Origin of the sequence: Streptomyces sp. NPDC059373 (assembly GCF_042751495.1) — a bacterium.
GTDB lineage: Bacteria > Actinomycetota > Actinomycetes > Streptomycetales > Streptomycetaceae > Actinacidiphila.
On sequence record NZ_JBHYXC010000028.1, the window covers coordinates 45235 to 66418 of the forward strand.

A 21184-nucleotide genomic window follows, 5' to 3' on the forward strand; every position below is an offset into this window, starting at 1 on the left:
AAGCCCGGGAGGCCGCCGGGGGCTGAGCGCGGCGTGAAGGGGATCAGAACAGGCGGAGCTTGTCGTCCTGGATGCCGCGCATGGCGTCGTAGTCGAGGACGACGCAGCCGATGCCCCGGTCCGTGGCGAGGACGCGGGCCTGGGGCTTGATCTCCTGGGCGGCGAAGACGCCCTTGACGGGCGCGAGGTGGGAGTCGCGGTTGAGCAGCTCCAGGTAACGGGTGAGCTGCTCGACGCCGTCGATCTCACCGCGGCGTTTGATCTCGATCGCGACGGTGGTCCCGTCGGCGTCCCGGCAGAGGATGTCCACGGGCCCGATGGCGGTCGGGTATTCGCGCCGGATCAGCGTCCAGCCTTCCCCCAGCACTTCCATCCGGTCGGCGAGCAGCTCCTGCAGGTGCGCTTCGACGCCGTCCTTGATGAGCCCGGGGTCGACGCCGAGTTCGTGCGAGGAGTCGTGGAGGACGTCCTCGATGGAGATGATGAGCTGCTCTCCGCCCTTGTTGGTGACGGTCCAGACCCGGCCGTCCTCGGTCTCCTTGAGAGTGCAGGGCGGGGACATCCAGTTGAGCGGCTTGTAGGCGCGGTCGTCGGCGTGGATGGACACCGAGCCGTCGGCCTTGACGAGGAGGAGCCGGGTGGCCGACGGGAGGTGGGCGGAGAGCCGGCCCGCGTAGTCGACGGAGCAGCGGGCGATGACGAGACGCATGGTCGGCAACGCTACTCGAAGGCGGCCCCGGGACGCGATTCGCGGTCGGGTCTCCGCCGGGGTCCAGTGTCGGTCAGCTTGTTCGAGATTGGCCGGTTGTGCGCGTCTGCTCCTGGTGCGGCCGGACCCTCACAGCCTACGGTTGTGAGTGGAGGCCGTCGTGCGGGAGAACACAGGGCGGCTTTCTCCGTAGTCCGTCTGACTCCTCGGACACGGGGGGTCACGAGAGGAGTACTCATGTCGCTCGACGTCTCACCGGCCCTCCTCGAACAGGCCGAGCGAGGCGAGGTCGACGAGAAGGAATTCGTCGACTGCGTCCGGACCTCCCTGCCTTACGCATGGGAGATGATCAGCTCTCTGGTGGCGCAACTGAAGGTGGACGGCGGTGCGTTCGCCGACAACCAGACGCCGCCCCCGGACGAGCAAGCACGTGGACAACTGCTCCGCGCTCTGGCGAGTGACGCTATACGGGGGGCCCTGCAACGGCACTTCGGGGTCCGGCTGGCTTTCCAGAACTGCCACCGGGTGGCGGTCTTCCCGCTCGACCCGACGGTGGACGGAAGCTACGCCAAGTTCACCTCCGTACGGTCTCAACTGCTCAACCAGTCCCCGGAGTTCAGGGACTGCTGATCTGCCGCACGACGGTTTGGTGACCTGCTCCCGTCATTGGTCTAGTCCTTCAATCCTGTGAAGTGTTGGATCCGGCCAATTGCGGGAGCACTTCACTGCCCAGCCTCGCCACATTCGCCTCGGTGGTCGCGAGGTCCCCGGACCCCTCCACCAGCAGCGCGAAGCGCGTGATGCCGGTGCGCTCGGCGGTGGCGGCGAGGCGGTCCGCGCAGAGGGCGGGCGGCCCGACGGGGTGGAGGTCGCAGAGCAGTTCGGTGTAGGCGAGGGGATCGCGCATCGAGCGCTTCCGTCCGTCCACCGTCACATGGGCGCCCAGGCCGCGCTGCAGCCAGCCGGGCATGGCCTTGGTCAGAGTCTCGGCGGCGTCGGCGCGGGTGTCGGCGATCTGGACCACACCGGCCGATACATGCTCGGCCCCGGTCCTCGCCACCATTTCGGGTGAAATACCGGCAGCCCGTGCCTCGGCCTGCCACATTGCGACCATGTCGGCCTTCTCCTCGTCCCCGCAGTGCATGCCCAGCAGTATGGGCAGCCCGCGCTCGGCGGCGAGCCGCACGCTGGCCGGCGAGGTGCAGGCGACGACCACCGGCGGGCCGGGCGGCTCGTCGAGCTCGTCGGGGCGCGGTACGACGGGGACCTCGCGGAAGGAGAAGCGCGGCCCCGAGGCGCCGACCCGGGGCTCGCTCAGCCACCGCAGCAGCAGGTCGAGGGATTCCGGGAACCCCGACTCGTACGCCTCCAGGCCGGCGCCGAAGACCTCCAGGTCGACCCAGGGCCCGCCGCGGCCCACGCCCAGCGTGAAGCGGCCGCCGGAGGCGATGTGCAGCAGCGCCGCCTGCTCGCCCAGCGCCACCGGATGCACGGTGGGCAGCACGCTCACCGCTGTGCCGACGCCGATCCGGCGGGTGCGGCCGAGCAGCAGAGCGGCCAGCGTGACCGCCGACGGGCACACGCCGTACGGCACGAAATGGTGCTCGGCGAGCCACACGGAGTCCAGCCCGGCCGCCTCCGCGGCCTCGGCCGAACGCACGGCCCGGTGCAGCGCCTCCACCTGGCCCTGGCCAGGGAATTGGGCTGCGAGGACGAACGTACCGACACGCATCGTGCTTCACATCCTCCGATTGCTACTACTGCATTAACGCCTGACACGTGCCAAAGGCACGGTCCAGCACCGCGATTTCATGATTTTGTACGGGGAATCGGGAAAGGGAGGCGTTGAGGATCTACCCGGACCACGCGGCCGTACGCACGCGCTGTCTTACGCTGGTTACGGCCAGCGCCCCGACCAGCCCGTGAGGTGTCCCCTTGTCCCCGCGCCGAAACCGCCAGCAGCGAGGCGGCGGCAAGCCCGCGCCCGCCGAGCGCCCGGAATCCGGCCCCGGCCACGGCCTGGAGCGCACCGAGACCTGGCAGGGCGAGGAGTGGTCGGTCCGTCCCGTCGCCGGCGCCGCCGGCAAGCGCTACCGCTGCCCCGGCTGCGACCAGGAGATCCCGCCCGGCGTCGGCCACCTGGTGGCCTGGCCCGAGGCCGGCTTCGGCGGCGGCATCGACGAACGCCGCCACTGGCACCGCGCCTGCTGGAACGCGAAGGACCGCCGCACCACGAAGGTGCAGCGGTCCCGTAACGCCCCGCGCTACTGAGCCCTGAGCCCTGAGCCCTGAGCCCTGGCCGGGCTACACGTCGCGCCTCGCCAGCACGGCATACGCGCCGGCGAGCGCCAGCGCCGTCACCACGGCGAGCATCACCAGCTGCGAGAGGCCGTTGACGTGGCCGTTGCCGACCATCTGCACCCGGTAGAGCGCGGCCAGCGCCACCGGGGTCGAGTACTGGAGCAGCTTCTCCTGCACCTTCTCCAGGCCCGGGGCCTGCATGAAGATCGCGACGATCAGCGGCAGCAGCACCACGCCCAGCATGGTCGTGATCGCGCCCGCCGAGTGCCGCAACAGCGTCCCGACCGCGAGCGCCAGGAGGCCCAGCAGTGCGACGTACAGCCCCACGCCGACCGTCGCGCCCAGCCACTCGGTGGGCGCGGCGGTGGTGGCGCCGTCCGAGATGGTGGCCATGCCGCCGCCGGTGTAGTAGTCGACGGACGGCGCGCTCTTCCCGCTGAGCACCGCCCAGTTGATCAGTGCCGTCACCGTGCAGGCCAGGGTGGTGATGGCGAAGCTGAGGCCGAAGAAGACGATCGCCTTCGCGGTCAGCACCCGCGTCCGCTGCGGGCACGCGGTGAACGTCGTCCGGATCATCCCGGTGCCGTACTCGGACGTGATGACCAGCACTCCGAGCGTGATCACCGCCAACTGGCCGAGCATCAGCCCGTACAGGCCGGGGCTGAGCACCGGGTCGCTGTAGCTGCCGAGTCCGCTGGCGCTGATGGCCCACAGCATCAGCATGTTGATGCCCAGGACCAGTCCCAGCATGATCCCCAGCGTCCACATCGTGGAGCGCACCGTCCGGATCTTGGTCCACTCCGACCGCAGCGCATGCGTCAGATTCGTCGCCTCGACAGGGACCACCGGCGCAGCCGGCCCCTGCTGGGTCTCAACGGGATAGATCATCGGGCATCCTCGGGGCGGCTCGGCACAGCATACGGATTGGGCTGCGGGAGCTGCTGCGGTGCGACCGGCGGGCCCCATCCCGGGGGCGCGGCCTGCTGCAGCCCGAACCGCTGGTCCTGCGTGGAGCGGTAGTCCACCGCGCCGTTGGTCATCCGCATGTACGCCTCCTCCAGCGAGGCCTGGTGCGGTGACAGCTCCCACAGCCGTACGTCCGCCTCGTGCGCCAGGTCGCTGATCCGCGGCAGCTCCAGCCCCGACACCCGCAGCGCCCCGTCGTGCTCCGGCTGCACCTGGCCGCCCGCCTCGGTCAGCGAAGCGGTCAGCTTCTCGCGCTGCTCCGCGACGTCCGGCGTACGTACGATCGCGTAGCCCGCCGAATTGTGCGCGATGAAGTCCTTCACGCTCATGTCCGCCAGCAGCTGCCCGCGCCCGATCACGATCAGGTGGTCGGCGGTCAGCGCCATCTCGGACATCAGATGGCTCGACACGAAGACCGTACGGCCCTCCGACGCCAGCTTCCGCATTAGATTGCGCACCCAGTGAATGCCCTCCGGGTCGAGCCCGTTGACCGGCTCGTCGAACAGCAGCACCTCCGGATCGCCCAGCAACGCCCCTGCGATGCCCAGCCGCTGCCCCATCCCCAGCGAAAAGCCCTTCGACCTCCGGTGCGCCACCTCCTGGAGGCCCACTACCCCCAGCACCTCATCAACCCGCCGCGCCGGAATCCCCGACAGCTGCGCCACGCACAGCAGATGCTGCCGCGCGCTCCGCCCCCCGTGCACGGCCTTCGCGTCCAGCAGGGCCCCCACCCTCCGCGGCGCGTTCGGCAACTCCCGATACGGCACGCCCCCGACGGTCACCCGCCCCGCCGTCGGCGCGTCCAGGCCCAGGATCATCCGCATCGTCGTCGACTTCCCGGAGCCGTTCGGCCCCAGGAACCCCGTCACCGCCCCCGGCCTCACCTGGAACGACAGGTTATACACCGCCGTCTTGGCGCCGTAGCGCTTGGTGAGGCCCACTGCCTCGATCAATTTCCCGCCCCTCGCAGACACTGCTGTTGAGGGTAGGAGGCTGTGCGGCCGAAAACGGTTCCCCCGGCGCTGTCAGGCGTCCCGCTTCTTCAGCACCACGTATCCGCCGATCAGGGCCGCGGCCACCCACAGGAGCATGATGCCGAGTCCGGTCCAGGGGCCGTACGGGCGGTCGTCGTTGATGGAGACGACCTGCATGATCTTGGAGCCGGCCCGGTCGGGGAAGTAGCGGGCGACCTTCTTGGCGCCGGGGACGGCGGCCAGGATCGGGGAGATGAGGAAGAAGAAGGGCATCAGGATGCCGAGGCCGAGCATGGGGCTGCGGAGCATCATGGCGATGCCGGCGGAGAAAAGCACGGTCAAGGTCATGTAGAGGCCGGCGCCGACGACGGCGCGGAGCACGCCGTGGTCGGTGATCGAGGTGTGGTGGTCGCCGAGGAGCGCCTGGCCGATGAAGAAGGAGAGGAAGGCGGTGGCCATGCCGACGACAAGGGCGAGGAGGCCGGTGACGGCGATTTTGGAGACGTAGAAGGTGCCGCGTTGGGGGACGGCGGCCAGCGAGGTGCGGATCATGCCGGTGCTGTACTCGCTGGAGACGACGAGGACGCCGAAGACGATGAGGGCCAGCTGCCCCAGGAAGAGCCCGGAGAAGCTCGATGAGGTGGGGTCGAAGGCGGCGCGGTCGCCCGCGGCGACGTTCTTCCACTGGGCGTTGGTGAGCAGACAGATGAGGCCGCCGACGACGACGGTGACCAGCAGGGCCGAGACGAGGGTCCAGACGGTGGAGCGGACGGACTTGACCTTGGTCCACTCGGACTGAAGAACTGCGCTGGGTGCCGCCATGTCAGGACTTCTCCTTCTTCTGCTGCCAGTTGGCGCCCCAGGCGGGCTGCTCCGGTGCGGGCTGGTCCGGTACGCCCGGTGCGCCAGGCACGCCCGGTACGCCCGCGTGGTATTCGACGGACTCGGCGGTGAGGCGCATGAAGGCCTCCTCCAGGGAGGCCCGTTGGGGACTCAGCTCGTGGAGTACGAGCCGGTGCTGGGCGGCCAGCTCGCCGATCTTCGCCGGGTCGGCGTCCTGGATCTCGATGGAGCCGTCGCCGACCGTGACGGGGGTCAGGCCGGCCGCCGTGAGGGCGTCGCGCATCTGCTCGGGCTGCGGGGTGCGTACGCGGATGTACGAGCGCGAATTGTTCTCGATGAAGTCGGCCATGGAGGTGTCGGCGAGGAGCCGGCCGCGGCCGATGACGACGAGGTGCTCGGCGGTGAGGGCCATCTCGCTCATCAGGTGGGAGGAGACGAAGACGGTGCGGCCCTGGGCGGCGAGGTCCTTCATGAGGTTACGGATCCAGTGGATGCCCTCGGGGTCGAGTCCGTTGACCGGCTCGTCGAACATCAGGATCTTGGGGTCGCCGAGGAGGGCGCCGGCGATGCCGAGGCGCTGGCCCATGCCGAGGGAGAAGCCCTTGCTGCGCTGGTTCGCGACTGCCGTGAGGCCGACGGTCTCCAGGACCTCGTCGACGCGGCGGCGCGGGATGCGGTTGGCCTGGGCGAGGCAGAGGAGGTGGTTGTACGCGCTGCGCCCGCCGTGCATGGCCTTGGCGTCGAGGAGGGCGCCGATGTAGGTGAAGGGATCGCTGAGCTGGGCGTAGTGCTTCCCGTCGATGGTGACATCGCCGGAGGTGGGGTTGTCCAGGCCCAGGATCATGCGCATGGTGGTGGACTTGCCGGCACCGTTGGGGCCGAGGAAGCCGGTGACGACGCCCGGCCGGACGGAGAAGGAGAGGTGGTCTACGGCGGTTTTGCTCCCGTACCGCTTGGTCAGCGCCTGAAGCTCGATCATGCGGTCCACGCTATTGGGCCTGGGCCCCGATTGCACCCGGAAATCGCGGTTCCGGATAGGGCGGAGCCCCCGCCCCGGGAGGGGGATGGGCAGGGGCTCCGAATGCCCTACGTACGTACAGACCTATCGATGGAGCGTCAGCGCTGGGCCGGGACGCCGCGGGTGACGGGCTCGTCCTCCGGGGCACCGGCGGCGGCGACGGCCGCACCGGTCAGGGTGGCGAGCATCTCGCGGACGTTGGTCAGCTGGGCGTTGATGCTGTCGCGACGGTTGGTCAGAGCCGCGAGCTCACGCTCGGATTCGCTGCGGATGCGGTCGGCCTTGGCGTTCGCGTCGGCGACGATGTCCTCGGCCTGGCGCTGAGCGGTCTCGACCGTCTGACGGGCGCGGCGCTCGGCGTCGGTGCGGAGCTTCTCGGCCTCGAGGCGGAGCTGCTCGGCGCGGTGCTCGATCTCGGCGAGGCGCTTCTCGGCCTTGGCCTGACGGGACGCCAGGTCACGCTCGGACTGCTCGCGGCGCTTGGCGAGGTTGGTCTCGAAGTCCGCGGCGGCCTGGGCGGCCTTGGCGCGGGTCTCCTCGAAGAGGGCGTCGGCCTCCTCGCGCTTGGCGGAGGCGTCCTTGGTGGCGTCGGCGCGCAGCTGCGAGGCCTCGCCCTTGGCCTTCTCGACGATCCGCGCGCCCTCGTCCTCGGCCTTGCTCTTGCGCTCGGCGGCGAAGGACTCGGCGTCGTTACGGACCTGGTTGGCGGCGGACTCGGCGAGCTCGCGGTGCTGCTCCGCGGCGCGACGGGCCTCCTCGCGCAGGTCCTTCGCCTCCTCCTCGGCGAGGCGGAGGATCTTCTCGACCCGGGCACCGAGACCGGCATACGACGGCTCGGCGTCGTTGACCTGGGCCTGCGCGTTCTGGGTCTCGAGGTGCAGCTCCTCGATGCGCTTCTCCAGCGCGTTGATGCGGGCCAGAGCGCTGTCTCGGTCGGCGACCAGTTTCGTGATGCGGTCGTCCACCTGGCCGCGGTCGTACCCGCGCCGTACGAGCTCGAACCCGAAGGGGGAGGAAGTGTCGCTCATGGGGTTCCTGTCAATTCAGACCGGTGGTGGGGTGTTAGGGGGAATCCTAGGGGCCGCAAGGGCGCGGCATCGAGTCAATGTCCATTAGGTGTGCAGAATGTGCGCTCAATCGAGTGGAGCCTCGTCGGAGCGCTTGCCACTCGATCGGGTGGCTCCGGCGCCCGCTCCCGCCGTGACCGCGTTCTTGCCGTCGCCGGGTGCCTGGAACGATTCCAGCGCCTCCAGTACGTCCTGGACGCGGGAGATCTCCGCGTTGATGTCCTGCCGACGCCGTACCAGCACCTCGAGCTCGCGCTTGCCCTCCGTTACGATGCGCTCCGCCTCGGCCCGCGCCTCCGCCTTGATCCGGTCGGCCTCGCGCTCGGTGTCGGACTTCTTCTGCTCGGCACCCTTGAGCAGTTCCTCGGCCTTCTTCACCGCCGCGATCCGGACCTTGCTCGCCTCGGCGCTCGCGTTGGACCGGGTCGCCTCGGCCTCGGCCTCGGCGTCGGCGAGCTGCTTGCGGGCCTTGGCCTCGGATTCGGTCAGCTGCTCGGTCGCGGCGGCCACCAGCTTGTCGACCCGCTCGCCGGCCGACTTCATCTGGGCGGCGGCCTCCTTGCGGGCCCGCTCGTGCAGTTCCTCGACCTCGGCCTCGACGCGGACGCGCAGCTCCTCCGTACGTTCCCTTGTGGCCGTGGAGTCCTGGCGGGCCTCGCGCAGCAGGGTGTCGGCGTCCGTACGGGCCCGCTCGACCATCCCGTTGCCCTCGTTGGTGGCCTCGTTGATGAGGCGTTCGGCCTCCTTGCGGGCCGCACCGACCATGGTGTCGGCCTGCTCCTCGGCCTCGGTGGCGATCCGTACGGCCTCGCCCTGAGCCTTGGAGATGAGCTCGTCGGCCTGCTCGGCGGCCTCGCTGCGACGCCGGTTGGCGTCCTCGCGGGCCTGGTCGCGCATGGTCTGGGACTCCTCGCGGGCCGCCTCGGCGTCGCGCTCGGCGCTGTCCAGGGCGTCCTTGGCCAGGATGCCGAGGCGCTCGGCCTCCGTACGGGCCTTGGAGATGAGCTGGTCGGCCTGCTGCGCGGCCTCGGTGCGACGCCGGTTGGACTCCTCGCGGGCCTCGTCGAGGTGGCGCTGCGCCTCCTGCCGGGCGGCGCCGAGGGCTTCCTCGGCCGCGCGGCGGCGCTCCTCGGCGTCGCGCTCGGCGCTGTCGAGGGCGTCCTTGGCGAGGATGCCCAGGCGCTCCGCGTCGCGCTGGGCCTTGGCGACGATCTCGTCGGCCTGGTTGGCGGCCTCGCCGAGGGCGCGGTCGGTCTCCGCGCGGGTCTCGGCGCGCAGCCGGTCGGACTCCTCGATCGCGTCGGTGACGGTGCGGTCGGCCAGGGCCCGGGCGGCCTCGGCCTCCTCGCCGGCCTCGCGGCGGATGCGGGCGGCGTCCTCGGAGGCGCGCTCGCGTTCGGCGTTGGCGTCGGCGTGCAGCCGGTCGGCGGCCTCCTGGGCCTCGCCGCGCATGCGGTCGGCGGCGTGCTCGGCGGCCGAGCGCAGCCCGGCGATCTCCTGCTCGGCCTGCTCGTGCAGCCCGGCGACGGAGTCGCGTACCTGCTGGGCGGTCTGCTCGGCGGCGCCGATGAGTTCGGCGGAGTGCCGCTCGGCGTCGGCGAGCAGCCGCTCGGCCTCGGCCTGGGCCTCCTCGACCCGCTTGCGGGCGGAGGCGAGCAGTTCCTCGCTCTCCTGGCGGGCCTGGGCACGCTCCTTGTCGGCCTCGCCCCGGGCGGACCCCAGCAGCTCCTCGGCCTCGCGGCGGCGGCGCAGCGCCTCCTCCCGGGCGGCGGCCAGCGCCTCGGCGGCCTCGGCCCCGATGCGCTCGGCGGCCGTCGCGGCCTCGGCGCGCAGCCGGTCGGCGGTCTCCTGCGCCTCGGTGCGCAGCTGCTCGGCCTCGGCGGCGGCGTCGCTGGTGAGCCGTACGGCCTGCTGCTCGGCCTCGGCGCGGGTCTGGGATGCGTCGGCGGCGGCCTCGTCCCGCAGGCGTACGGTGTCCTGCTCGGCCTGCTCCTGGAGCGTACGGACCCGCTCGGCGGCCTCGGCGCGGACCTGGGCGGCCTCCTCGGCGGCCTCGGCGCGCAGCCGCTCGGCCTCGGCGCGGGCGTCGCGCAGGGCCTCCTCGGCGGCGGCGATGCGCAGCTCGGCCTCGCTGCGCTGGCGGTTGAGGTCGGCGGCGGCCTCGTCGCGCAGCCGCTGGGCGGCCTCGACGGCCTCCTCACGCAGCTGCAGCCCGGCGAACTCGGCGTCCTCCTTGACCTGGACGGCCTGCTGCTCGGCCTCGGCGCCCAGCTGCTCGGCCTCGGTACGGGCCCGCTCCAGCGCCTCGTCGGCCTGCCGGCGCAGGCCCGCGGCCCGCTCGATGGCCTCCGTACGGACCCGCTCGGACTCGGTGGTGGCGCTCTGGCGCTGCTCGTCGGCGTCGGCCTTGGCCTTGGTCAGCAGCTCTTCGGCGGTGCTGGCCGCCTCCTCGATCTGCTGGACGGCCTCGCGGCGGGCCTCGCCCCGGATCCGCTCGCCCTCGGCGACCGCGTCGGCGCGCAGCTGCTCGGCCTCGCCACGCAGCCGGCGCGCCTCCTCCTGCAGCTCGACGGTCTTGGCGCGGTATTCCTTGGTGTCGTCCTGCGCCGCCCCGCGCAGCTGCTCGGCGGACTCCTCCGCCTGGCCGCGCAGCCGCTCCGCCTCGGCCTCGGCCTCGCGCTTGATCCGCTCGGCCTCCTCGCTGGCCGCGCGGGTGGTGGACTTGGCGTCCTCGGTGGCCTTGTTCAGGACCTCTTCGGCCTGGCGGGCGGCCTTGGCCAGCGCGGCGGCGGCGTCCTCGGCGAAGGCGGCCTTGGCGGTCTCCGAGGCCTCGGCGAGCATCCGCTCGGCCTTGGCGGCGGCGTCGGCCTTGGTCTGGTCGGCCTCGGCCTTGGCGGTCTCGGCCTCCTTGGTGGCCTCGGTGACCAGGCGGGCGATCTCGGCGCGGGCGGTGCGGGTGCGCTGCTCGTTGTCGGCGTCGACGGTGGCCAGCCGCTTGGCCGCGTTCGCGGCGGCCTCCTCGCGCAGCCGGTCGGCCTCGGCCTTGGCCTCGCGCAGCGCCTCCTCGGCCTCGCGCTTCTGCTCCTCGGCGGTACGGGTCAGCTCGGCGGCCTGCTGGCGGGCCTGGTCGGACTCGGTGAGGGTGCTGGTGCGCAGCTGCTCGGCCTGGCTGGTGGCCTCATGGGCCTGCGTACCGGCCGCGTTCAGCAGCCGCTCGGCGTCGGCGCGGGCCCGGCGCAGCAGCTGCTCGGCCTCGGTGCGGGCGCTGGCGGTCTCCGACTCCAGACGCTCGCGGGCGCCCTCCGCGATGCGGGCCGCCTCGGCGCGGGCGGCGGCGAGCGCGGCCTCGGACTCGGCGCGGGACTCGTCCATGAGTCGACGGGCCTGCGACTCGCTGCGGGCGCGGATCTGCTCGGCCCAGGCCACGTTCTCGTTGACGTGCTGTTCTACGTTGGCCCGGCGCTCGGCCAGCTCCTCGTCAAGGCGGCGGCGCCGGGCGACGGCCTCGGCGTGCCACTGGGCCTCCATCTGGGACTGGCGCTCGGCCTGCTCCTGGAGGAGGCGCTGGGTGGCGGCACGGGCCTCGCGCAGCTCGCGCTCGGCGTCGGCGCGCAGCTGGTTGGCCTGGATCTCGGCGTTGCGGAGCAGCTGGTCGGCCTGGTGGCCGAGGTTGTCGTAGGCAGGACGGGACGCGAGATTACGGCGCGCCTCGTGCAGCTTGGCGCGCAGCACCTCGACCTGGTAGCCGAGGTCGTCGGCGTGTTGCAGCACCTTGTCCCGCTCGGTCCGCAGCCGTTCCATCTCGGCTTCGAACTGCGAGAGGTGGTCGCCCTCAACCTCGTAGCGGTCGTTGCCCCGCACTCCGCGGTCCCATCCGTCCGTCCTGGTGTACCCACCCGCCAACCGAGTGAGATTCCCCGGGGCCCTGTTTCGCGCAGGGCCTTACGGAGAATTGTGACTGATCCACGCCGAAGCGCGGGCCGGTACCCCACCCAGCCCACCCCGGTCGGCTCGGTCACTCTACCGGGGTGAAAGGGCCTGGGTCAGTGGTCCTTGACGGACGTGACGAGCTCGGTGAGTACCCCATGACAGTCCTTGGGGTGCAGGAATGTGATCCGGGACCCCATCGAACCGATGCGCGGCTCGTCATAAAGGACTCGTACGCCCTTGCTCTTGATGTCGGCGGAGTCCGCGTCCACGTCCGCCGTGCCGAAGGCGATGTGGTGGACCCCCTCACCGTTCTTGGCCAGCCACTTCGCGACGGTGGAGTCCTCGCGGGTCGGCTCCAGCAGCTGGAGGTAGGAGGCCCCGCCGTCGTCCGTGTTGTTGATCTTGAGCATGGCCTCGCGCACGCCCTGCTCCTCGTTGACCTCGGAGTGGAACACCTCGAAGCCGTACGTGGCACGGTAGAACTCGACGGTCTTGTCCAGGTCGAAACAGGCGATACCGATGTGGTCGATTCGAGTCAGCATGGGTCCAGTGCACCCCTCACACGCATGGTCACGCAACGTGCGCGCGATCACACCGTCCGCCTCGTGACCGTGGCGCTACCGCTCAGTACATTGACGGAAACCCTCGTTAACATTTCCCTCCGTGCAAAGGGGCCGCGTCATGACCAGCCAGGAAGCACGAACGTCCGTGATCGTCGCAGGCGCACGCACCCCCATGGGGCGCCTGCTCGGGTCGCTCAAGAGCTTCTCCGGCGCCGACCTGGGCGGCTTCGCCATCAAGGCCGCCCTCGACCGTGCGGGTATCGGCGGCGACCAGGTGCAGTACGTGATCATGGGCCAGGTGCTGCAGGCCGGGGCCGGCCAGATCCCCGCCCGGCAGGCCGCCGTGAAGGCCGGCATCCCGATGAGCGTCCCGGCGCTGACCATCAACAAGGTGTGTCTGTCCGGGCTCGACGCGATCGCGCTGGCCGACCAGCTGATCCGCGCCGGCGAGTTCGACGTGGTGGTGGCCGGCGGCCAGGAGTCCATGACCAACGCCCCCCACCTGCTCCCCAAGTCCCGCGAAGGCTACAAGTACGGCGCGGTCGAGGTCCTCGACGCGATGGCGTACGACGGGCTGACCGACGCCTTCGAGAACATCGCCATGGGCGAGTCCACGGAGAAGCACAACAGCCGGCTCGGCATCGACCGCGCCCCGCAGGACGAGTTCGCGGCCCTGTCGCACCAGCGGGCCGCCGCCGCCCAGAAGAACGGGCTCTTCGAGGCCGAGATCACCCCGGTCGAGATCCCGCAGCGCAAGGGCGAGCCGGTCGTCTTCAGCAAGGACGAGGGCATCCGCGCCGAGACGACGGCCGAGTCCCTGGGCAAGCTGCGGCCCGCCTTCACCAAGGACGGCACCATCACGGCCGGTACGTCCTCGCAGATCTCCGACGGTGCGGCGGCGGTGGTCGTGATGAGCAAGGCCCGGGCGCAGGAGCTGGGCCTGGAGTGGATCGCCGAGATCGGCGCCCACGGCAATGTGGCGGGCCCGGACAACTCGCTGCAGTCGCAGCCGTCCAACGCCATCGCGCACGCCCTGAAGAAGGAGGGCCTGGGGGTCGAAGATCTTGACCTGATCGAGATCAACGAGGCCTTCGCAGCCGTCGCCGTCCAGTCGATGAAGGACCTCGGGGTGACACCTGAAAAGGTGAACGTGAACGGCGGCGCCATCGCCCTCGGTCACCCGATCGGGATGTCCGGCGCACGGCTCGTCCTCCACCTCGCCCTTGAGCTCAAGCGGCGCGGCGGTGGAGTGGGCGCGGCCGCCTTGTGCGGCGGCGGCGGACAGGGCGATGCTCTGGTCATCCGCGTGCCCGGCAAGTAATCCGCTGATCCGATCGTAGAAACGGAGCCGCAATGGTGGACGTCCCCACCCTGGTCGAGCAGGCACGGCAGGGCCGCCCCCGCGCCGTCGCCCGCCTGATCTCCCTCGTGGAGGGGGCGTCCCCGCAGCTCCGTGACGTCATGGCCGCGCTCGCGCCGCTCACCGGTGGCGCGTACGTGGTCGGGCTCACCGGCTCCCCGGGTGTCGGCAAGTCCACCTCGACGTCCGCCCTGGTCACCGCCTACCGCCGGGCCGGCAAGCGGGTCGGCGTACTGGCGGTGGACCCCTCCTCGCCGTTCAGCGGGGGCGCGCTGCTGGGCGACCGGGTCCGGATGTCCGACCACGCCTCCGACCCCGGCGTCTACATCCGCTCCATGGCCACCCGCGGCCACCTCGGCGGCCTCGCCTGGGCGGCCCCCCAGGCCATCCGCGTCCTCGACGCCGCCGGCTGCGAGGTGATCCTCGTCGAGACGGTCGGCGTCGGCCAGTCCGAGGTCGAGATCGCCGCCCAGGCCGACACCTCGGTCGTCCTGCTGGCCCCCGGCATGGGCGACGGCATCCAGGCCGCGAAGGCCGGCATCCTCGAGATCGGCGACGTCTACGTCGTCAACAAGGCCGACCGCGACGGCGCCGACGCCACCGCCCGCGAGCTCAACCACATGCTCGGCCTCGGCGAATCGCGCGCCCCCGGCGACTGGCGTCCGCCCATCGTCAAGACCGTCGCCGCCCGTGGCGAAGGCATCGACGAGGTCGTCGCCTCACTCGAAAAGCACCGGGCCTGGATGGAGGAGCACGGCGTCCTCGCCGACCGCCGCCGTCGCCGCGCCGCCCTCGAAGTCGAGCACATCGCCGTCACCGCCCTGCGCGAACGCATCGGCGACCTCCACGGCGACCGCCGCCTCGACTCACTCGCCGACCGCATCGTCAACGGCGAGCTCGATCCGTACACGGCGGCGGACGAGCTGGTGGCGGGCCTGACGGAGGGCTGACCCCCTGCCCTCTGCCCCCAGCCCCCCTGCCCTACGCGCGGCCGCGGACCTCCCGCAGGTGCTCGGCCACCGGCGTCAGGGAGCGCTGCAGGGCTGTCAGGTCCTCATCGGTCAGCAGGTCGATGAAGTGCTCGCGCACCGCGGCGACGTGGTGAGGGGCGACCTTGCGCATGGTTTCCCAGCCGTCGTCGGTGAGGACGGCGAAGAGGCCGCGGCGGTCGGACTCGCAGTTCTCGCGGCGGACGAAGCCGGCCGTCTCCATGCGGGAGATCTGGTGCGAGAGGCGCGACTTGGACTGGAGGGTCGCGCGGGCGAGGTCGGACATGCGGAGGCGGCGGTCCGGGGCTTCGGAGAGGTTGACCAGGATCTCGTAGTCGTTGTAGGTCAGGCCGAAGGGCTGGAGATCGCGTTCGAGCTGGTGGGTCAGGAGTTTGCTGACCTCCAGATGAGTGCGCCAGGCACGCTGTTGTGCGGCGGTGAGCCAAACGTCGGTGCCGTCGGTACTCGCGGGCTTCTTGGTCTCCGTCTCCGTCTCCATGCTGTGAGTATACCCAAGAAGTTGAAAACTGGATTACTTGGGGTCGCTTTTCCGTGTCCGCGCGGTCACAGACCGAAGCGGCGCTGCAGATCGCCCAGCTGGCCGGGCATGCGCGGCACGCCCTGCTGCGGACCCCCGTGGCCGGCACCGCCCGGGACGCCGGGCTCATGAGGAACGGCGCCGGTGGCCTGCTCGGGCATCAGGACTTCGCTGGACTGCAGGAGGACCTGCCCGGCGCCGACGAATTCAAACTGGTGTTCCTCACCCGAGGTGCCGCCGATCCCGGTGAGCGCCCGTACGCCGCCCAGCACCCCACGCAGGTAGCTGTGGTCGTAGTGGTGGCAGGGGGAAGGGCAGTCGGCCCAGCCGACCAGCGCCTGCGGATCGACGCGGATCGGGGGCTCGACGAAGTGGACGGCGCCGTTCGAGGCGGCGACGAACTTGCCGGTGCCGATGAGCGTCAGGAAGCCCGGAATGATCGACTGCTTGAGCGAGAGCCCGGGCTGGAAGGCCAGCAGGTTGCCGGAGCGGATCGTCAGGTTGCCGTTCTCGAGGTCGTAGGAGTTGACGTCGAAGGCGCGGTCGGCAAGCAGCAGCTTGCCCTGGCCCTCGGCGACGACCCAGTCCGCGGCGTGCAGCGGCGAGTGGAAATTGGCGCGGACCAGGCCGTCGAGGGGGCCGTGCCCGATGCCGTTGAAGGTGATCTGCCCGTAGTAGGCGATCATCTTGCCCTTCTGCAGGAACCACTGGCCCTTGAGGTCCACGCAGAAGGCGTACGGATTGACGTTGTCGTCGACCGGGAGCGTGTAGGGGTCGTGGACGACGGGGCCGCCGCCCGCCTGCATGTGGCTCACAGCTTCTCCTCCGACGCCTGTACGTACACCGTGCCCTGCCCCGACAGCTCCAGCTGGAAGGCCTCGCCGGAGCCGCGCCCGACCATGTCGCGCCAGCCCAGCGCGGTGGAGAGCTTGTTGCGTACGTCGCCGCGATGGGCGACGTAGGCCTGGGGATCGACGTGGACCGGCCGCTGCGGGCTGATCGGCAGCTCGATGACGCCGCCGTGGGCCATGACGGCGACCGCCCCCTGTCCCTGGAGGGTGGTGGTGAACAGGCCCTGGCCGGTGACCTGGCCCCGGACGATGCCCATGACGCCGCCCTGGGAGCCCATGAACATCGTGCTCTGCCGCAGCGAGCCCTCGAAGGCCAGCAGGCGGTCGGCCTCGACGTAGAGGGTGTCGCCGGTCAGGTCGATGGTGTGGACGTGGTGGCCGCCGTGGCCGAACATCACCGAGCCGCGCCCCTCGACCGTCATCAGCGGGGTGGCCTCGTTGGCGACCCGCCGCCCGATCATGGACGCGAAGCCGCCCTGGCCGCCCTGGATGTTCGGGGTGAAGGTGACGTCGCCCCGGTACGCGAGCATGGCGCCGCGCTGGCTGAAGAGCCGCTGCCCCGGCAGGACCTGGGCCTCGACCATCTTGTTGTTGATCCGGGTGAAGGCCATGGTCAGAACTGCCCCCCGATCGTGTTGCGCTCGCTGGGCTGGACGTAGACCAGGCCCTCGCCCTCGAAGCGGATCTGGAAGGACTCGCCGCCGCTCTCGCCGATCACGGAGCGCCAGCTGATGCCGGTCTGGAAGTTCTGCCGGAGGTTGCCGGTGTGGGCCACGTACGCGCCCGGGTCGACCTGCAGCGGGGTGCCGTTGGTGACGCGCAGCACGATCGCCGGGCCGTCGGAGGTGATGGCGGCCTGGCCGACGCCCTCGACGGTGGTGGTGAACAGCCCGTTGCCCTGCGAGGCGCCGCGCAGGCCGGTGAAGGTGGTGCCGGTGCGGAGGGTGGCCTCGGTGGCGAGCAGATTGCTGGCCTCGACGTATAGCTTCTCGCCTTGCAGCCTTACGAGATTGATCTCGCTCGCGCGGTCGGCGAAGTAGCAGGTGCCGTGCCCCTTCACCTCCATGACCTCCATGGACTCGCCGGTGAGCCGGCGGGTGACCATGCCACGGATGCCCTCGCCGCCGCCGGTCATCTTCTTGAACGCCATCTGGCCGTCGTACGCGACCATCGCGCCGTTCTTCGCCTTCACTGCGTCGCCGGTGATGTCCACGGCGAGCACTTTGCTGCCCTGCAGTCGGAATTGCGCCACGGGTCAGACCGTATCCGGCGTCGTGGCGCTCGTCACCGGGTCGCGCTCGCTCCGCTCGCCGGCCGACTCCTCGACCTCCAGCAGCGATGCGCCGCGGCGCTCCGCCTCGAAGGCCTCGGCGCCGCCGCGCAGTCCGAACAACCGCTTGGAGAGCAGGATGTAGAGGACGGCGAGGACGTTGAGAACCAGTGTGCCGATCTTGATCCAGCTGGTCTTCTCCGTCAGCTCGTAGATCTCCAGCGGCAGGAAGGCGGCTGTGGCGACGACGGTCAGATACTCCGCCCAGCGCTTGGTCATCCACAGGCCGACGCCCTCGACGATCTCGATCAGCGCGTAGGCGAGGAGGGCCACGGCGACGATCACCAGCGTCGAGTGCTTGTAGTCGAAGGTCTTGCGGATGGTGTCGACGACGGGGGAGTGGTCGATGTCGTAGTGGAAGTGCTGGGCGACCGGCCGGAAGGCGGTGAGATTGTTCTCGAAGAGGCGGTGGACCGCGTCCTGCGAGTTGCTGAACTTCCACACCGCCCAGGCGGCCAGCACGATGAACAGCCCGCGCAGGATCCGCTCCACGGCGAGGAAGCGCAGGATGAACAGGTCCCGCAGCGCCCGCCCGCGCGGCACCTCGGGCGCCCGGTCCGCCGGGCCCGAGCCGTGCGGGGCGCCCAGAGCGAAGTCGCCGCAGCGCAGGCACCGCCAGGCGTCGCCGAGGGCGGTGGCCGCGTGCAGCCGCTCGCGCAGGTGGTCCTCGTCCGGGGCGTAGGTGACGTGCCCCTTGCGGGAGCAGGTGCGCCGGTCCCAGTCGAACTTCATGGCTCAATCCCCGTTGGCTGGTCGCGAGTGTCAGGTGTCGTGGAGGGGGACGCTACCCTGCGCCCCTGCGGTTGCCGACCCCCGCCGAGGGACGCCGAACGGCCGGGCGATAATGGGGGCTGCTTGTGAACGTACGCACAAGTGCTGCGCCCCGACCCCCGAAGGTGATCCGTGGACATCAAAACAGCCTCCGCCCTGCGCCGGCTCCGACTGGTCTCCGCCCCCGAGGCGGTGTCCTTCCTGCTCCTCCTGGTCTGCTCGGTGCTCAAGCGCACCACCGACTTCAACGCCGTTCCGGCCATGGGCATGATCCACGGCATCCTCTTCATCCTGTACGTGGTCTTCTGGGCCGACGCCTGGAACCGCACGAAGTGGCCCCTCGGCCGCGCCGCCTTCTACTTCGTCCTCTCCGTCCTCCCGACCGGCGGCTTCTTCGCCGAGCGCAAGCTGCGCCGCGAGGCCGAGGACGCGGTCATCGCCTCCCGGGCCCGCCAGGAGACGGCGGCGGTGGCGAAGTCGTGATCGTCGCCTTCTCCGTCTCCCCGCTCGGCGTCGGCGAGGAGGTCGGCGAATACGTCGCCGACGCCGTCCGCGTCGTCCGCGAGTCCGGTCTCCCGAACCGCACCGACGCGATGTTCACCTCCATCGAGGGCGACTGGGACGAGGTCATGGACGTCGTCAAGCGCGCCGTCGCCGCCGTCGAGGCCCGTGCCCCGCGCGTGTCCCTCGTACTCAAGGCCGACATCCGGCAGGGCGTCACGGACGGCCTCACGGCCAAGGTCGAGACGATCGAACGGCACCTGTCCACCTAGATCCCGAGCTGGATCCCGAGCTGGATCCCGAGGGTTTTCCCTCCTTGAGCGGTCGCTCAAATTTGCCTTATGGTCAATTTGAGCGACCGCTCAAACGTGTGTGACGCCTGGGGAGGCGAGCGCATGGGGCAGGGGCTGTACGTAGAGGCGCGGATCCGCGCCGACATGGACGCGCTTCCGCGCTTCACGCACATCGACTACCTGGAACGCTCGGAAGGGGAGCCGCAGCGCTTCAGGTACGGGGTCCGGGTCCTCACGGGACTCATGGTCACCGGAACGGGCACCGCCGCTGGGGAGCGGCACCGCCCCGACGGGACCCGGACCTCGGCGCTCCGCTTCGCCTCGGCGCATCATCCGCTGTCGCGGCCGGCGCAGGCCCGGGCATGAGCGGCACCCGGGAGAGACTGCTGGCGGGGGCGCTGGAGGTGCTGGGGGAGCACGGGATCGCGGGGGCGTCGGCGCGGGCGGTGGCGGGTGCGGCGGGGGTGAACCAGGCGCTGGTCTTCTATCACTTCGGTTCGGTAGACGAGCTGTTGGCGGCGGCCTGCCGGGACGGTGCCGAGCGGCGGGTGGCGCTGTACCGGGAGCGGTTCGCCGGAGTGCGTACGCTCGCCGAACTCCTGGCGCTGGCAAGGGAGCTGCACGCCGCAGAACGCGCTGCGGGCCATGTCGCGGTGCTCGCCCAGCTGTTGGCGGGGGCCCAGGCCCAGCCACGGCTGGTGACGGCGACGGCGGCCGGGTTGGGGCTGTGGGTGGAGGAGGTGGAGCAGGTGCTGGCCAGGGTGCTGGCCGGTACGCCACTCGCGGAGTTCGTGGATGTCGGCGGGCTCGCGCGGGCCGTGGCGGCGGGCTTTGTCGGGCTGGAGCTGTACGAGGGCGTGGATCCGGAGGGGACCGAGCGCGCGTTGTCCTCGCTGGAGCAACTGGCCGGACTGGTGGCCGCGTTGGAGGAGCTCGGCCCGGTCGCGCAGCGCGCCGTCCGGGCGAGGCTACGCCGGACCGCTGCCCCCGGCTCCCGCCAGGCCCTGTCTGACACATAGCGCCGGCCGCCGGGAGGGCGGGCCCCGCGGCGTCTGGTGTGTGTGATCGCAAGGCGGAGGATTGCCCTCGTAGTGGGCTACTCGGGCGACTCCGACAACGCAGCGAGCGCGCGTGCCTGGGGGAGGGTCGCGGGGCAGGCGGGATGTGTCAGACAGGGCCCAGGGCGAGGCCCAGCGGGGTGCGCTCGTACAGGACCTGGTGCCCGTGGCGGCGCGAGGTGAGTAGTCCGGCGTCCCGCAGGACCGACAGGTGCGCGGAGACGGAGGACGGGGCGAGGCCGAGCCGGTTGGCGAGGGCGGTGGTGGAGGCGGGCTCGTCGAGGCCGCCGAGGACCGCGGCGCGGTTCGGGCCGAGGAGCCGGACGAGGGCGTTGGTCGGGGCCTGCGGGGTCTGCCAGAGGGCGCCGATGCCACGGGCGGGGTAGATCACGGTCGGCTGCCAGGGCTCGGCGAAGCCGCTGACCGCGTCCGGCCACACGAAGACGCTGGGCAGCAGCAGCACGCCCCGGCCGTCGAGCCGCTGCTCGTCCAGGCGGTCGTCGCGGTTGCGCAGGGTCAGCGTGCCGTCCGCCCAGGCCAGCCTGGGATGCAGGTCGGCGAAGACCCCGCGCAGGCCGTCCAGGGCCAACTGCCGTGAGCGGTACGCGATGTCGGCCTCCAGCAGGGCCCGCAGCCGGGGCCAGTCCGTGGCGACCAGTGCGTTCCACGCCTGCTCGGTGACATCGGCCAGGCGCTGGACGGCGTACGCCGGATCCGCCAGCAGCTCCCGGCCCAGGGGCGATGCGGCGGCACCCGGCGTGCCCGCCAGCGACCGGACCATCTCCTCCCGGGCCAGCGCCGGATCGGTGCCGCGCAGCAACGCCAGCTCGTCCTCGAAAGTGGGCGCGGGGGTTGCCGGCGGCCGGCCCAGGAAGTCCGGCGTGTAGCCCGGCTGCGGCATGAACAGCCACAGCGGCGCCAGATCGAGCCCGACATCCGCGATAGCTCCCCGCATCCGCCGCAGCCACGGCAGGTGATAGCCGTGCCGCTCGGTGCGCCGCAGGGTCCGTACGGCCTCGTGCGTCTCGCACAGCGGCGACAGCGCGAACCGGCAGCGCAGCAAGTCGTCGGTGCCGAAGCGCAGATGCAGTGGCACGGCCCCCCCTCTCGCCGGTGATTCGG

22 protein-coding genes and 1 pseudogene are annotated in these 21184 nt (G+C 71.2%); 8 read left to right on the forward strand and 15 right to left on the reverse strand.

What is annotated here, in order from left to right; genetic code table 11:
* Positions 1 to 43: 43 nt before the first annotated feature.
* A complete protein-coding gene (nucS, locus tag ACFXJ5_RS29555) occupies positions 44 to 709 on the reverse strand; it encodes an endonuclease NucS (protein WP_384637539.1) in 666 nt (221 codons plus the stop codon).
* 237 nt (positions 710 to 946) lie between these two features.
* Between nucS and ACFXJ5_RS29560 the strand changes: the two genes are divergently transcribed.
* On the forward strand, positions 947 to 1339 hold the full coding sequence (locus tag ACFXJ5_RS29560) for an SCO5389 family protein (protein ID WP_384637542.1): 393 nt from the start codon (positions 947 to 949) through the stop codon (positions 1337 to 1339).
* 49 nt (positions 1340 to 1388) lie between these two features.
* Here ACFXJ5_RS29560 and ACFXJ5_RS29565 read toward each other — a convergent pair whose 3' ends face one another.
* Positions 1389 to 2441: an LLM class flavin-dependent oxidoreductase gene (locus ACFXJ5_RS29565; protein WP_384637545.1), complete on the reverse strand. Its 1053-nt coding sequence runs from the start codon at positions 2439 to 2441 to the stop codon at positions 1389 to 1391.
* 203 nt (positions 2442 to 2644) lie between these two features.
* On the opposite strand from ACFXJ5_RS29565, the gene ACFXJ5_RS29570 reads away from it, so the two are divergent.
* A complete protein-coding gene (locus ACFXJ5_RS29570) occupies positions 2645 to 2980 on the forward strand; it encodes an ATP/GTP-binding protein (RefSeq protein WP_384637548.1) in 336 nt (111 codons plus the stop codon).
* Positions 2981 to 3013: 33 nt separating this feature from the next.
* On the opposite strand, the gene ACFXJ5_RS29575 is transcribed toward ACFXJ5_RS29570, so the two are convergent.
* The 7 genes from ACFXJ5_RS29575 to mce form a co-directional block, all read right to left on the reverse strand.
* Positions 3014 to 3898 carry an ABC transporter permease gene (locus ACFXJ5_RS29575; RefSeq protein ID WP_384637551.1) on the reverse strand — a complete coding sequence of 295 codons (885 nt, stop codon included), beginning with the start codon at positions 3896 to 3898 and terminating at the stop codon, positions 3014 to 3016.
* A complete protein-coding gene (locus tag ACFXJ5_RS29580) occupies positions 3895 to 4929 on the reverse strand; it encodes an ABC transporter ATP-binding protein (protein WP_384637553.1) in 1035 nt (344 codons plus the stop codon). The genes ACFXJ5_RS29575 and ACFXJ5_RS29580 overlap by 4 nt, the downstream gene beginning before the upstream one ends.
* 72 nt (positions 4930 to 5001) lie before the next feature.
* Positions 5002 to 5772 (reverse strand): ABC transporter permease, encoded by a 771-nt coding sequence (locus tag ACFXJ5_RS29585; protein ID WP_384637555.1) that lies wholly within the window; start codon positions 5770 to 5772, stop codon positions 5002 to 5004.
* A 1-nt stretch (position 5773) separates the two neighbouring features.
* The gene (locus ACFXJ5_RS29590) at positions 5774 to 6772 is read right to left on the reverse strand and encodes an ABC transporter ATP-binding protein (protein WP_384637558.1); all 999 of its coding nucleotides are present in this window, start codon (positions 6770 to 6772) and stop codon (positions 5774 to 5776) included.
* Positions 6773 to 6909: 137 nt separating this feature from the next.
* Positions 6910 to 7839 carry a cellulose-binding protein gene (locus ACFXJ5_RS29595; protein ID WP_384637561.1) on the reverse strand — a complete coding sequence of 310 codons (930 nt, stop codon included), beginning with the start codon at positions 7837 to 7839 and terminating at the stop codon, positions 6910 to 6912.
* A 105-nt stretch (positions 7840 to 7944) separates the two neighbouring features.
* A complete protein-coding gene (scy, locus tag ACFXJ5_RS29600) occupies positions 7945 to 11739 on the reverse strand; it encodes a polarized growth protein Scy (RefSeq protein WP_384637564.1) in 3795 nt (1264 codons plus the stop codon).
* 182 nt (positions 11740 to 11921) lie between these two features.
* On the reverse strand, positions 11922 to 12350 hold the full coding sequence (mce, locus tag ACFXJ5_RS29605) for a methylmalonyl-CoA epimerase (protein ID WP_384637567.1): 429 nt from the start codon (positions 12348 to 12350) through the stop codon (positions 11922 to 11924).
* Between the two features lie 139 nt (positions 12351 to 12489).
* Here mce and ACFXJ5_RS29610 point away from each other — a divergent pair, with 139 nt between their 5' ends.
* Together ACFXJ5_RS29610 and meaB are read left to right on the forward strand one after the other, a co-directional pair.
* The gene (locus ACFXJ5_RS29610) at positions 12490 to 13692 is read left to right on the forward strand and encodes an acetyl-CoA C-acetyltransferase (protein ID WP_384637569.1); all 1203 of its coding nucleotides are present in this window, start codon (positions 12490 to 12492) and stop codon (positions 13690 to 13692) included.
* Between the two features lie 32 nt (positions 13693 to 13724).
* On the forward strand, positions 13725 to 14681 hold the full coding sequence (gene meaB, locus ACFXJ5_RS29615) for a methylmalonyl Co-A mutase-associated GTPase MeaB (protein ID WP_384637572.1): 957 nt from the start codon (positions 13725 to 13727) through the stop codon (positions 14679 to 14681).
* A 31-nt stretch (positions 14682 to 14712) separates the two neighbouring features.
* Here the strand turns inward: meaB and ACFXJ5_RS29620 are convergent, their stop codons facing one another.
* From ACFXJ5_RS29620 to ACFXJ5_RS29640, 5 genes are all read right to left on the reverse strand, one after another.
* Positions 14713 to 15219 (reverse strand): MarR family winged helix-turn-helix transcriptional regulator, encoded by a 507-nt coding sequence (locus tag ACFXJ5_RS29620; RefSeq protein ID WP_384637575.1) that lies wholly within the window; start codon positions 15217 to 15219, stop codon positions 14713 to 14715.
* A gap of 65 nt (positions 15220 to 15284) precedes the next feature.
* Positions 15285 to 16064, reverse strand: a complete 780-nt coding sequence (locus ACFXJ5_RS29625; RefSeq protein WP_384637673.1) for an AIM24 family protein — start codon at positions 16062 to 16064, stop codon at positions 15285 to 15287.
* A 5-nt stretch (positions 16065 to 16069) separates the two neighbouring features.
* On the reverse strand, positions 16070 to 16720 hold the full coding sequence (locus tag ACFXJ5_RS29630) for an AIM24 family protein (RefSeq protein WP_384637578.1): 651 nt from the start codon (positions 16718 to 16720) through the stop codon (positions 16070 to 16072).
* A 2-nt stretch (positions 16721 to 16722) separates the two neighbouring features.
* Positions 16723 to 17361: an AIM24 family protein gene (locus ACFXJ5_RS29635; protein ID WP_384637580.1), complete on the reverse strand. Its 639-nt coding sequence runs from the start codon at positions 17359 to 17361 to the stop codon at positions 16723 to 16725.
* A 3-nt stretch (positions 17362 to 17364) separates the two neighbouring features.
* Positions 17365 to 18171 carry a DUF2127 domain-containing protein gene (locus tag ACFXJ5_RS29640; RefSeq protein WP_384637583.1) on the reverse strand — a complete coding sequence of 269 codons (807 nt, stop codon included), beginning with the start codon at positions 18169 to 18171 and terminating at the stop codon, positions 17365 to 17367.
* Positions 18172 to 18342: 171 nt separating this feature from the next.
* On the opposite strand from ACFXJ5_RS29640, the gene ACFXJ5_RS29645 reads away from it, so the two are divergent.
* From ACFXJ5_RS29645 to ACFXJ5_RS29660, 4 genes and pseudogenes are all read left to right on the forward strand, one after another.
* Positions 18343 to 18693, forward strand: a complete 351-nt coding sequence (locus tag ACFXJ5_RS29645) for a DUF3817 domain-containing protein (protein WP_384637586.1) — start codon at positions 18343 to 18345, stop codon at positions 18691 to 18693.
* Positions 18690 to 18983: an MTH1187 family thiamine-binding protein gene (locus ACFXJ5_RS29650; RefSeq protein ID WP_384637589.1), complete on the forward strand. Its 294-nt coding sequence runs from the start codon at positions 18690 to 18692 to the stop codon at positions 18981 to 18983. Before ACFXJ5_RS29645 ends, ACFXJ5_RS29650 begins: the two co-directional genes overlap by 4 nt.
* 123 nt (positions 18984 to 19106) lie before the next feature.
* Positions 19107 to 19358: pseudogene (locus ACFXJ5_RS29655) on the forward strand (hypothetical protein); the annotation flags it as partial.
* 8 nt (positions 19359 to 19366) lie between these two features.
* Positions 19367 to 20023 carry a TetR family transcriptional regulator gene (locus ACFXJ5_RS29660; RefSeq protein ID WP_384637592.1) on the forward strand — a complete coding sequence of 219 codons (657 nt, stop codon included), beginning with the start codon at positions 19367 to 19369 and terminating at the stop codon, positions 20021 to 20023.
* A 148-nt stretch (positions 20024 to 20171) separates the two neighbouring features.
* Here the strand turns inward: ACFXJ5_RS29660 and ACFXJ5_RS29665 are convergent, their stop codons facing one another.
* Positions 20172 to 21158 carry a DUF5937 family protein gene (locus tag ACFXJ5_RS29665; RefSeq protein ID WP_384637594.1) on the reverse strand — a complete coding sequence of 329 codons (987 nt, stop codon included), beginning with the start codon at positions 21156 to 21158 and terminating at the stop codon, positions 20172 to 20174.
* Positions 21159 to 21184 lie beyond the last annotated feature (26 nt).